Here is an 11,371-nt window from a genome sequence, read left to right as displayed (position 1 = left end):
CTTTAGCCGCCCAGGGTCGCGCGGACGATCTTTGTCGGCTGCTCCGGCGGCTCCCCCGGTGCAATCGTGTCGACGGCCTGCATGCCCTCTATCACGCGACCGAACGCCGTGTACCGCTCGTTCAGCGTAGCATTTGGCGCGAACATGATGAAAAACTGGCTGTTCCCCGTATCGGGCTTGTCGGTACGGGCTGCGCCTACCGTGCCGCGCAGGAACGGTAGCGAGTTGAATTCGGCCTTGAGGTCGGGAAGCGGCGAGCCGCCATCGCCCTTACCGGTCGGATCACCGCCCTGCGCCATGAACCCGGGAACGACGCGATGGAAAATCAGACCGTTGTAGAAGCCCTGGCGGACAAGCGTTTTGACCCGCCCTACCATCTCAGGCGCGGCGTCGGGACGCATCATGATGACGACCCTGCCGCCCGTGCTGAGCTCCAGGATCAGCTTGTTTGAAGGGTCGTTGGCCACCTCCGCAGGCGCAATCACGCTAAGCATCGGCTTGGCCGGCGGATCGGCGGGCTTCGCCGCAACGAGCGCCAATGCTGAAATCGTAAACAAAACCCGGCCAATCATGCGCCCGCTTCTCCCTCGAGGTGCCTTCTCACGTCCGCCGCAACCAACGGCGTGACAAACTTGTCGATCGAGCCGCCATAGCGCGCGATCTCCTTAACCAGACGTGAGGCGATCGGCTGAAGCGACACGCCGGCCATCAGGAAGACCGTCTCGATATCGTCGTTCAGCTGCTGGTTCATGCCCGCCATCTGGAATTCATATTCGAAGTCCGCGACTGCTCGCAGGCCCCGGATGATCATCGAAGCGCCCTGCGATTCCGCGAAATCCATAAGCAGTGAGTTGAACTCGATGACCTGGATCTTGCCGTCGGCAAGACCGGCAACCTCGCGCCGAACCATTGCGAGCCGCTCCGAAAGTGAAAACATCGGCTCCTTGGACGGATTTGTCGTGACGCCGATGACGAGCCGGTCGACGAGGTGCACGCCGCGCCGGATGATGTCGATATGCCCGAGCGTGATCGGGTCGAACGTGCCCGGATAAACCCCGATGCGTTCCGTCATGCTACTCCCCAGTCCGCCTCAGTGGTTCCGCTCTATAGCGAACCGCGCGAGCGCCCGCAGCAAATCGGCTTCGGCTCCATGGTCCGCGAGATGCTCGATTGCCTGGCTGACGAGGAAGCGCGCCTGCTGCTCAGCGCGCTCGGGCCCTAGGACCGATACGAAGGTCGCCTTCCCCGCCTCCGCGTCCTTGCCGGTGCGCTTGCCGGCCGCGTCGGCGTCGCCCGCATGGTCGATGAGGTCATCGGCGATCTGGAATGCGAGCCCGATGTTGCGGGCGTAACCGCGATATGGCGTCCTCGCCTCCGAAGGCAGCCGGCCCATGATACAGGGCGCCTCGACCGCATATTCGATGAGCGCTCCGGTCTTCAGCTGCTGGAGCCTAGTGATCGCCGAAAGGTCGAGCGATTTTCCCTCGGCGGCGAGATCCATCATCTGGCCTCCCGCCATGCCCGAAGGCCCCGAGGCCTTTGCCAGCGCCAGGACAAGGTCCGACCGGACGAAAGGATCTTCATGGGTTTCGGGATCGGCAAGGATTTCGAATGCAAGTGCGTGAAGGCTGTCCCCGGCGAGAACCGCGGCCGCCTCGCCGAACATCTTGTGGACGGTCGGCTTCCCGCGACGAACGTCGTCATCGTCCATGCACGGAAGATCGTCATGGATCAGCGAATAGACGTGGATCGCCTCGATCGCTCCTCCGACACGCAGGGCCCGATCTCGCGCAATGCCAAACAGCCGCGATGCGGCAACCGTCAGGAGTGGTCGAAGTCTCTTTCCGCCACCGATCGCTGCATGGCGCATCGCCGCGTAAAGATCGTCGCGGCCATCGTTGCGCGACACGAGCAGACGTCCGAACAGCTCATCAATCTCGCCGCGAATCCGTTCGGCCTCGGCGTCCAGCTCGAGCCGCGCCCGGTCGACCGTCTCAACCGGCATCGAAGGGGGTGACGCCGGATGGCCGCCCGTCGGCCCCAAAGGCAATCTGCTCGATCCGTTCCTGAGCCGCCTTCAGGCGCGCCTCGCAATGACGGCGAAGCCGGTCCCCTTCCTGGTAAAGCTCGATCGACTGATCGAGCGGAGCCTCGCCACGCTCGAGCAGGCGCACGATTTCCTCAAGGCGCGCAAGCGCCGCCTCGAAGCTCAGTTCGCTCTGTTGTTCGGGCGCGTCCATGGACGAGGAATGACCCTCCGACAGGCTTAAATCAACGCTTGAACGGGTCGCGGATGCCCGGGACGATCTCGTCGGACGGAGCATCTTCACCAGCTTCGGCAGCCGCAAGCGCGGCCTCCGCGTCGCGATGATGCTGCTCGCGCTCGGCGCGGAGCTGCACGATCAGCGCGTCGCGGTCGCTCTCGAAGCGCTCGTCGGTCGGCGCCGCGCCGCCTGCGGCCTTCTGCGCCTTCGCGATCGCCGCATCCAGCTCGCGCTGGCTCGTCAGACCGAGCGTCACCGGATCCTTTGGCGTGATGTTCGCCATGTTCCAGTGCGAACGCTCGCGGATCGCGGCAATGGTCGTCCGGGTCGTGCCGATCAACTTGCCGATCTGCCCGTCGCTGACTTCCGGATGGTTCTTGATGATCCAGGCGATTCCGTCCGGCTTATCCTGACGCTTCGACACCGGCGTGTAGCGCGGACCGCGCGTGCGGCGGACCGGGTCCGGCGCCTTGTGCATCTGAAGGACGTAACTCGAATCCTTCTGGCCCTTCTCGATTTCCTCGTGGGTCAGTTCGCCTGCACGCACGGGATCCCGACCGGTCAGCTTGGTCGCGGCCGTGTCATCGGCAATGGCCTGGACTTCGAGGATATGCAGCCCGCAGAACTCGGCGATCTGCTCAAACGTGAGCGACGTATTTTCCACCAGCCAGGCGGCGGTCGCATGGGGCATCAGGGGCTGGGCCACTGGGTTTCTCCGGTCTTTAGAAACAATAAGGGCCGCCCCTTCCGGAGCGGCCAGCGTTGCGGGCGATGTAAACCGACCCGTGCCCTACGGCAAGGCAAAGACGGTCAGTTCGCGACATCCAGGACAATTTTGCCAACATGGTCCCCGGCTTCCATGCGCGCATGGGCTTCGGCGGCGCGATCGAGGGGGAAAATGCTGTCAATGACAGGCTTGAGCCGGCCGCCCTCGACATATGGCCATACGGTCCGCGTGATCTCGTCCGCGACCATCGTCTTGAACTCGACCGAGCGCGGCCGGAGCGTCGAGCCGGTCAGTGTCAGCCGGCGCCGCATGACATCCGGAAGCAGAACCTCGCCCTTCGCTCCGCGCTGGAAAGCAATGGAGACATGGCGTCCTTCCTCGGACAGCGAGGCGAGATTGCGGGGCAAATAATCGCCGCCGACCATGTCGAGGACGACTGCGACACCGCGCCCTCCGGTGAAGCTCTTCACCTCCGCAGCGAAGTCCTGCGTGCGGTAATTGATCGCGGCCGCAGCACCGAGCTCCAGCGCGCGCGCGCATTTCTCGTCGCTTCCGCAGGTCACGATGACCTTGAGATTGAACAATTTGCCGAGCGCGATTGCCATCGTGCCAATGCCGCTCGTCCCGCCGTGGACGAGCACCGTGTCTCCCTCCGCTGCATAGCCGCGCTCGAACAGGTTCACCCAGACTGTGAACAAGGTCTCCGGCATTGCGGCTGCTTCGGCCAGCGAAAGCGCTTCGGGAACGACGAAGCAGGTCCCGGCGGGCGCAACGCAATATTCGGCGTAACCACCACCGGCGACGAGCGCGCAGACCTTCTTTCCGATCAGATCGCCGGCCCCCTCACCCGCCTCGACGACCGTACCCGCGATCTCAAGGCCAAGGATGTCAGGCGCGCCAGGCGGCGGCGGATAAAGACCGCGACGCTGAAGGATATCTGGACGGTTCACGCCCGCGGCTGCGACCTGGATCAGGACTTCGCCTGCCCCGACCCGCGGGACCGGCCGTTCGACTACCGCAAGCTCCTCCGCGCCATCCGGCTGGGGGCGACGATCGCCTTCATGGAAGCTGGAACGGCTTTGGTCACTGCGCGCGCTTATTGACACCACGGCCGCATCGGTCAACGTTTCACCGATGGACCTCGAGGAACTCTTCCCGAGCAAGCCGGGCGACCCGCTGGTAGAGCTTGCAAAGCAGGATCTCGACCCAATCTCGATCGAGGAGCTTCATGCCCGCATCGAGGCTCTGAAAGCCGAGATTGCCCGCGTCGAAGCCCATATCGACCGAGCCACGAAACACCGCTCCGCCGCCGAAGAGCTGTTCAAGAAGTAATGCGGGTTCCGGTCCTACAGGCCGGGATAACCTTTAGGCGCGATAAATTGGGGATAATGAGGCCCAAGCCTCTTGATTGCTCGTTTGCCGCGTATGACATTCGTGAAGAGCCCGGCCCATTCCGGGGACCGGGCAGGAGTAAAACCTAAATGCCCAGTTTCGCTCGCGAACTCGAACAGACCTTGCACAACGCACTGGCTGAGGCCAGCCGTCGCCGTCACGAGTACGCGACCCTTGAGCACCTTTTGATCGCCTTGATCGACGACGAGCATGCGTCCAAGGTCATGACCGCATGCGGCGTCAGCCGGGACGAGCTTCGCGCGGCCGTGAAGCATTATCTCGACAATGAGCTTGGGGCCTTGGTCGCCGACACCGGCACCGACCCGACTCCGACGAGCGGCTTCCAGCGCGTCGTCCAGCGCGCGATTCTGCACGTCCAATCGTCGGGCCGTGACGAGGTCACGGGCGCCAACGTGCTCGTCGCGCTCTTCTCCGAACGGGAGAGCTATGCCGTCTATTTTCTGCAGCAGCAGGACATGAGCCGCCTCGATGCCGTGACCTACATCAGCCACGGCGTCGGCAAGGGCGAAACGCCCCCCGAACCTCGCGAGGTCGGCGGCGCCGAAGAGAAGAGCGGCGAGAAGGAGGGCAAGAAGGAATCTGCCCTCAAGCAGTTCACCATCGACCTCAACGAGAAGGCCCGCGCCGGCAAGGTTGACCCGCTCATCGGCCGCAGCGCCGAGGTGGATCGCACGGTCCAGATCCTCTGCCGCCGGTCGAAGAACAATCCGCTCTACGTTGGCGATCCCGGCGTCGGTAAGACCGCCATTGCCGAGGGCCTCGCACGCAAGATTATCGAGGGCGACGTTCCCGACGTGCTAAAGGGTGCGACCATCTATGCGCTCGACATGGGCGCCTTGCTGGCGGGCACGCGCTATCGCGGCGACTTCGAGGAGCGGCTGAAATCGGTCGTTTCCGAGCTCGAGAAGCTCCCGAACGCGATCCTCTTCATCGACGAGATCCACACGGTGATCGGTGCTGGCGCCACCAGCGGCGGAGCAATGGACGCATCGAACCTGCTCAAGCCCGCACTCTCGTCGGGTGCAATCCGCTGCATCGGATCGACGACCTACAAGGAGTTCCGCAACCACTTCGAGAAGGACCGGGCGCTGCTCCGGCGCTTCCAGAAGATCGACGTCAACGAGCCGACGGTCGAAGACACGATCAAGATTATCGCCGGCCTGCGCTCCTCGTTCGAGGGCCACCACAACGTCCGTTATACGCCTGACGCCATTAAGTCGGCGGTCGAGCTCAGCGCGCGATACATCCATGACCGCAAGTTGCCGGACAAGGCGATCGACGTGATCGACGAGGTCGGCGCGATGCAGATGCTCGTCCCGCCGTCACGCCGGAAGAAGGTCATTACGACCAAGGAAATCGAAGCCGTGGTGGCAACCATGGCGCGGATCCCGCCGAAGTCGGTTTCGACCGACGACAAGCGCGTCCTCGAGAACCTCGAGGCCGACCTGAAGCGCGTCGTGTTCGGGCAGGACCTTGCAATCGAGAAGCTCGCCTCGGCGATCAAGCTGTCGCGGGCAGGGCTTCGCGAGCCCGACAAGCCGATCGGCAATTATTTGTTCTCCGGTCCGACCGGCGTCGGCAAGACCGAGGTCGCTCGCCAATTGGCATCGATCATGGGCATTCCGCTCCAGCGCTTCGACATGTCGGAGTACATGGAACGGCACTCGGTGAGCCGCCTCATCGGCGCTCCTCCGGGCTATGTCGGCTACGACCAGGGCGGCCTGCTGACCGACGCGGTCGACCAGCATCCGCACAGTGTGCTGCTGCTCGATGAGATCGAGAAGGCGCACCCCGATCTGTTCAATATCCTCCTGCAGGTGATGGACAACGGAAAACTCACCGACCACCACGGCAAGACGGTCGATTTCAGGAACGTCGTCCTGATCATGACCACGAATGCCGGCGCGTCCGACATGGCGCGTGAGAGCATCGGCTTCGGCGCCGCTTCACGCGAAGATGCGCAGGAGGATGCGGTCAAGAAGATGTTCACGCCGGAATTCCGCAACCGGCTGGATGCGATCGTTCCGTTCGCATACCTGCCACCGGCCGTTGTCGCCCGTGTCGTCGACAAGTTCATCCTCCAGCTGGAGCTGCAGCTTGCCGACCGCGGCGTCCACATCGAGCTGGACGACGAGGCGCGCAAGTGGCTGACGGACCGCGGCTACGACAAGCTCTACGGCGCTCGTCCGATGGCCCGGCTAGTCCAGGAGAAGATCAAGCAGCCGCTCGCCGAAGAGCTGCTGTTCGGCAAGCTGGTCAACGGCGGCGAGGTCAAGGTCCGCATCAAGGACAATGCCCCGTCGTTCGAGATCGTCCCGGCACCTCCGAAGGCTGCAAAGCCGAAGGGCGGAAAGGCGAAACCGAAGGCAACGGCCAAGGGCAAAGCCGGCGACGAGACTACGGCAGCCGAATAAGGCAAGTTTCAAATGAACCAAGGGCCGGGATCGTCTCCCGGCCCTTTTATCTTGCCTTCAAACGATCTCAGGCAGGCAATTTGCTGTCGTAATCGTCCTTCAGACGCTCCCAGTTCTGCCAGAACTCCGCCGGCCGTTCGCCAGCCGATACCGCCTCCAGCACGTCGAGGTGCGCGTGCCAGCCTGCTGCGACCTTAAGCAGCATGTCGCGGCTTGGCAGGCGCCGATGAGTGATGGTCAGGAGCACGCCGTTGCCATCGGGTTCGAGCTCGAATGTCACTCCGCCGGTCGTGCCCCACTCGAACGACAGCTTCTTCGGCGGGTCTACTTCCGTGATCCGGCTTTCCATGCGGTGCTCTTCGCCGAAGCCATTCGGCCGTTGTCCGGGCGGATCGGTGAGTTCGTCGTTGCGCCACACTAGCTCGAACGGCGCTCCGACCGCGAGCTCCATCTCGCCGGATGCAAGCCACTTTCTGCGCATCTCGCTGTCCGTAAGATAGCTCCACACTCGCTCGATAGGGCCGGGCAGAACCCGTTCTATCTTCAGCGTAGTGGGCTCGACGAGTACGCCGTACGCATCCTTGGTCGTCCAATCGATCATCGATTTTCTCCTTTTGATTTGGAATTGGGAGAAGCGACCTCTTCGCGAAGCAGGCGCTCCAGGGTGTCGATACGTCCAGTCCAGAAGTGCTCGTAGAAGCGCAGCCATTCGTCAGCGCTTGCAAGCGGACCGGGCTCCAGCCTGCACCAGTGGGTGCGGCCACGAACCTCGCGTCGGATCAGGCCGGCATTCTCAAGTGCCTTGATATGCTTTGACGCCGCAGCGAGGGAAATATCGAACGGCTCGGCCAGTTGACCGACGGTGCGCTCCCCACCCGCGAGCTCCCGGAGCATGACCCGACGAGTGCGATCGCCGAGAGCATGAAAGACGACATCCAGCCGCGGCTCATCAAGTTCAACCATTTGGTTGAATTAGGACCCGCCTATTTGATTGTCAACCTTTCGGTTGAACTTACTGAGCCGGGATCGGGTTCGGCATTTCGTAGCGCGCGGCTTCTTCCGACCCGCCAGTCGCATCACCTTCGCTGTAACTGTGCGCACCCGTGCCCGCGAGCTTGCCGCCCTGGACGATCAGATACTCATCGCGGATCGGCCGACCCTCGAAGAAGCATTCGAGGATTTCCCGGGTACCCGCCGCATAACGAGCCTGCGCTGACAGCGACGTCCCGGAAATGTGCGGCGTCATCCCATGATGCGGCATCGTCCGCCACGGATGGTCACGGGCGCCGGCTGCGGGAACCAGACGTCGCCGGCATAGCCCGCCAGATGGCCGCTCCTGAGCGCGGCTGCTACCGCGTCGCGGTTCGCGATCTTTCCGCGCGCCGTGTTCACGAGATAGGCGCCTCGCTTCATCCGGGCGATCATTGCTTCGTCGAACAGGTTCTCCGTTTCGGGATGCAGCGGCGCATTGATGGTCACGACGTCGCAATGCGGGACCATGTCCGCAGCGGATTCGTGGAAGGTGACGCCAAGCTCCTGCTCGACCTCCGGCGGCAACCGATGCCGGTCGGTGTAATGCAGATGCACGTCGAACGGTTTCAATCGGCGAAGCACCGCCGATCCAATACGGCCTGCGGCGACCGTCCCGACGTGCATTCCCTCGATGTCGTAGGATCGCGCGGCGCATTCAGCGATGTCCCACCCGCCCGCCTTCACGTCTTCCCAGGACGGAAGGTAATTCCTCGCCAGCCCGAGGATCATCATGACGACGTGCTCGGCGACACTGATCGAGTTGCAGTAGGTGACCTCGGCGACGGTCACGCCGCGCTCGGCGGCCGCCTGCAGGTCCGTGTGATCCGACCCGATGCCTGCGGTCACGACCATCTTGAGGTTCCGCGCCTTGGCGAAGCGCTCGGCGGTCATGTACGCGGGCCAGAACGGCTGCGAGATGACGATATCGGCATCGACGAGCTCGCGCTCGAACACGGAATCCGGCCCGTCCTTGTCCGATGTGACCACGAACTGGTGGCCACCGGATTCGAGGAATTTCCTCAGGCCAAGCTCTCCCGAAACGCTTCCGAGCAATTGCCCAGGCTGGAAGTCGATCGCTTTTGGCGTCGGCAACGTCTGGCCGTCGGGATAGCGCTCGATGTGCGGCAGGTCGTCGCGAGGGTAGCTGGTCGGATAGCCGTCGGCGGGGTCGTCGTAGAGGACGCACAAGATCTTCGCCATGGATGTGCCTTTCATGGTCCTTGCGGCGGACGGCACAGGGATACTCTCGGGTCGTCCACGGCGGTGGCGCTGGCGGCGCGTCTCATACCAGCTTCAAGGAGCTTCGGCACGTTCGTTTCGAAGACGCTTGTCGCGGGCCCGCGAAAGTTGAATCGTGCGCGCCTTCATCCGGAGGGGAGCTCCTTTCATGCCCAATGCCCGCCGACTTGCGCCTTTCGCCCTCCTGCTTGCAGCGACAGTTCTAAGCCCGCCGGCGGCAGCCGCTCCGGCCGAAGGCCCGAGCCCAGTCTTCACCGGCCGCGACCTGTTCGACTTGAGCGCGGCGTCGGATCCGCAGATCAGCCCGGACGGCCGGACGGTAGCCTACGTGCGCCGCTCCGCCGACATCATGACCGACAAGGCGCGCTCGTCGATCTGGCTGATCAACGTCGCGACTGGAGAGCAAAGGCCGCTTGTCGCGGGAACGGGCGATCATTTCAGCCCGCGTTGGTCGCCGGACGGCCGCCGCCTCGCCTATGCCTCCACGGGCGAAGGCGGAGCGCCGCAGCTTTTCGTGCGCTGGATGGATACCGGGCAGTCGGTCCGGGTCACCGGGCTTCCCGATAGCCCGCAGGGCATCGCCTGGTCACCGGACGGCCGCCGCATCGCCTATCTCATGAACGTCCCCGATGAGGGTCCAAAGCTCGGCTCGGCTCCCGACAAGCCGGAGGGCGCGCAATGGGCCAAGCCGCTCGAGATCCTCGACAAGGTCACCTACCGAACCGACGACGCCGGTTACCTGAAGCCCGGCTTCGACAAGATCTTCATGGTCGATGCGAACGGCGGCGCACCGCGCCAGCTCACCTTCGGCGCGTACCATGACGGCGCTCCGGAATGGACGCCGGACGGTCGCGCGATCCTGTTCAGCGCGGTCCGCAAGCCCGACTGGGAAATGACCGTCGTCGACAGCGAGGTGTACAAGCTCGATCTCGACACGGGCAACGTCACCGCGCTGACGAGCCGCAACGGCCCGGACGCGGCTCCTGCGGCCTCGCCGGACGGCCGGAGCATCGCCTATCTCGGCTTCGACGATCACATGAAGGGATATGAGCAGGCCAGCCTGTACGTGATGAGCGCCAATGGCGGCTCTCCAAGACTGATCGCGCCGAACCTCGACCGTGGGATCAACCAGATCCACTGGTCCGCGGACGGCCGCGCAATCTACGCTGGATACGAAGAAGGCGGATCACTCACCGTGTCGCGCATCGGGCTGGACGGAAGCGTTCGGCCGATCACGCATGAAGCCGCTGATGCAGGCTATGATCGGCCTTATGCCGGCGGGGCGTTCACCGTCGCGAAGAACGGCACGATCGCCTTCACGACCAGCACGTTCGACAGGCCGGCGGACGTCGCGATCTCGAGCGGCGGGGCAAAGCGACAGCTCACCCGGCTCAACGATCTCAATCTCGGCGCAAAGAATCTGGGCACCTTGAGATCGTTCGTCGCGACCGCACCGGATGGCGCAAAGGTGCCGTCCTGGCTTCTCCTGCCGCCAACGTATCAGGAGGGTCAGCGCGTGCCGACGATCCTTGAGATCCACGGCGGACCCTACGCCGCTTACGGCCCGCACTTCTCGACCGATTATCAGCAATATGCCGCGGCCGGTTATGCGGTGCTCTACACGAATCCCGCGGGTCCACCGGTTACGGCCAGGGCTTCGCGGACGGGATCGAGAAGACCTATCCGGCGAGCAATTTCGACGACCTCATGGCGGCCGTCGATGCCGCGGTCGCAAGCGGCGTGGCCGATCCCGACAACCTCTTCGTGACCGGTGGATCGGGCGGCGGCATCCTCACCGCCTGGATCGTGGGCAAGACCAATCGCTTCAAGGCGGCGGCATCGCAGAAGCCGGTGACCAACTGGACCAGCATGTCGCTGACCTCGGATGGAACGCCCTTCTTCGCCCCGTACTGGATGGGCTCGCTGCCATGGGAGAATTACCAGGCCTATTGGTCGCGCTCACCGCTCAGCCTGATGGCCAATGTGAAGACCCCGACGCTCGTTGTCGTCGGCGCGTCCGATTACCGCACTCCGGTTAGCGAGGCCGAGCAGCTCTACTCCGCGCTCAAGCTCCAACGCGTGCCGACGGCGCTCGTGAAAGTTCCCGAGGCGAGCCACGGCGGAATTGCGTCACGACCAAGCCAGTCCGCCGCGAAAGCGAGCGCTATCATCGCCTGGTTCGATCGCTTCCGGAAGAAACCCGACGCCAGCAGCGTCGTTTCGACCAACGGCACTTCCCCAGCCGCCGCGCAATAAGTATCGGGTTTGCAACTGTTTCGGCG

14 protein-coding genes are annotated in these 11,371 nt (G+C 63.7%); 4 read left to right on the top strand and 10 right to left on the bottom strand.

The genetic code is table 11. The annotated features are described in order from the left end of the window. Positions 1 to 2: 2 nt before the first annotated feature. The 6 genes from H9L14_RS04135 to H9L14_RS04110 form a co-directional block, all read right to left on the bottom strand. The gene (locus H9L14_RS04135; protein WP_187709337.1) at positions 3 to 572 is read right to left on the bottom strand and encodes a peptidylprolyl isomerase; all 570 of its coding nucleotides are present in this window, start codon (positions 570 to 572) and stop codon (positions 3 to 5) included. Further along, positions 569 to 1,072 carry a pantetheine-phosphate adenylyltransferase gene (gene coaD / locus H9L14_RS04130; protein WP_187709336.1) on the bottom strand — a complete coding sequence of 168 codons (504 nt, stop codon included), beginning with the start codon at positions 1,070 to 1,072 and terminating at the stop codon, positions 569 to 571. The genes H9L14_RS04135 and coaD overlap by 4 nt, the downstream gene beginning before the upstream one ends. Before the next feature lie 18 nt (positions 1,073 to 1,090). Further along, positions 1,091 to 2,005, bottom strand: coding sequence for a polyprenyl synthetase family protein (locus H9L14_RS04125; RefSeq protein WP_187709335.1), 915 nt, complete (start codon positions 2,003 to 2,005; stop codon positions 1,091 to 1,093). Next, the gene (locus tag H9L14_RS04120) at positions 1,995 to 2,240 is read right to left on the bottom strand and encodes an exodeoxyribonuclease VII small subunit (RefSeq protein ID WP_187709334.1); all 246 of its coding nucleotides are present in this window, start codon (positions 2,238 to 2,240) and stop codon (positions 1,995 to 1,997) included. Before H9L14_RS04120 ends, H9L14_RS04125 begins: the two co-directional genes overlap by 11 nt. 31 nt (positions 2,241 to 2,271) lie before the next feature. Beyond that, on the bottom strand, positions 2,272 to 2,970 hold the full coding sequence (locus H9L14_RS04115; RefSeq protein WP_187709333.1) for a DUF1013 domain-containing protein: 699 nt from the start codon (positions 2,968 to 2,970) through the stop codon (positions 2,272 to 2,274). Between the two features lie 104 nt (positions 2,971 to 3,074). Then, on the bottom strand, positions 3,075 to 4,115 hold the full coding sequence (locus H9L14_RS04110; RefSeq protein ID WP_246444438.1) for an NAD(P)H-quinone oxidoreductase: 1,041 nt from the start codon (positions 4,113 to 4,115) through the stop codon (positions 3,075 to 3,077). Positions 4,116 to 4,125: 10 nt separating this feature from the next. On the opposite strand from H9L14_RS04110, the gene H9L14_RS04105 reads away from it, so the two are divergent. Beyond that, positions 4,126 to 4,323, top strand: coding sequence for a DUF1192 domain-containing protein (locus H9L14_RS04105; protein ID WP_187709332.1), 198 nt, complete (start codon positions 4,126 to 4,128; stop codon positions 4,321 to 4,323). 149 nt (positions 4,324 to 4,472) lie between these two features. Continuing rightward, entirely contained in the window at positions 4,473 to 6,818 is a 2,346-nt protein-coding gene (clpA, locus tag H9L14_RS04100; protein WP_187709331.1) for an ATP-dependent Clp protease ATP-binding subunit ClpA, read from the top strand. 67 nt (positions 6,819 to 6,885) lie between these two features. On the opposite strand, the gene H9L14_RS04095 is transcribed toward clpA, so the two are convergent. Genes H9L14_RS04095 through H9L14_RS04085 form a run of 4 tightly spaced genes read right to left on the bottom strand, consistent with a single transcriptional unit; the run spans position 6,886 to position 9,050 of the window. Next, positions 6,886 to 7,419 carry an SRPBCC family protein gene (locus H9L14_RS04095; protein WP_187709330.1) on the bottom strand — a complete coding sequence of 178 codons (534 nt, stop codon included), beginning with the start codon at positions 7,417 to 7,419 and terminating at the stop codon, positions 6,886 to 6,888. Further along, positions 7,416 to 7,781 (bottom strand): ArsR/SmtB family transcription factor, encoded by a 366-nt coding sequence (locus H9L14_RS04090; protein ID WP_187709329.1) that lies wholly within the window; start codon positions 7,779 to 7,781, stop codon positions 7,416 to 7,418. Before H9L14_RS04090 ends, H9L14_RS04095 begins: the two co-directional genes overlap by 4 nt. 49 nt (positions 7,782 to 7,830) lie before the next feature. Continuing rightward, entirely contained in the window at positions 7,831 to 8,079 is a 249-nt protein-coding gene (locus tag H9L14_RS15565; RefSeq protein ID WP_246444436.1) for a hypothetical protein, read from the bottom strand. Continuing rightward, complete coding sequence (locus H9L14_RS04085) at positions 8,061 to 9,050, bottom strand: NAD-dependent formate dehydrogenase (RefSeq protein ID WP_246444434.1); 990 nt, start codon at positions 9,048 to 9,050, stop codon at positions 8,061 to 8,063. The genes H9L14_RS15565 and H9L14_RS04085 overlap by 19 nt, the downstream gene beginning before the upstream one ends. A gap of 187 nt (positions 9,051 to 9,237) precedes the next feature. Here H9L14_RS04085 and H9L14_RS04080 point away from each other — a divergent pair, with 187 nt between their 5' ends. Continuing rightward, on the top strand, positions 9,238 to 10,857 hold the full coding sequence (locus H9L14_RS04080; RefSeq protein WP_425506896.1) for a S9 family peptidase: 1,620 nt from the start codon (positions 9,238 to 9,240) through the stop codon (positions 10,855 to 10,857). Continuing rightward, complete coding sequence (locus H9L14_RS17305; RefSeq protein WP_425506921.1) at positions 10,758 to 11,345, top strand: alpha/beta hydrolase family protein; 588 nt, start codon at positions 10,758 to 10,760, stop codon at positions 11,343 to 11,345. Before H9L14_RS04080 ends, H9L14_RS17305 begins: the two co-directional genes overlap by 100 nt. Positions 11,346 to 11,371: the final 26 nt, after the last annotated feature.

Source organism: Sphingomonas sediminicola, from assembly GCF_014489515.1.
In the GTDB taxonomy this organism is placed as follows: domain Bacteria; phylum Pseudomonadota; class Alphaproteobacteria; order Sphingomonadales; family Sphingomonadaceae; genus Sphingomicrobium; species Sphingomicrobium sediminicola.
Note: the sequence above shows the minus strand (reverse complement) of the source record. Positions and strands in the feature narration are given on the sequence as shown.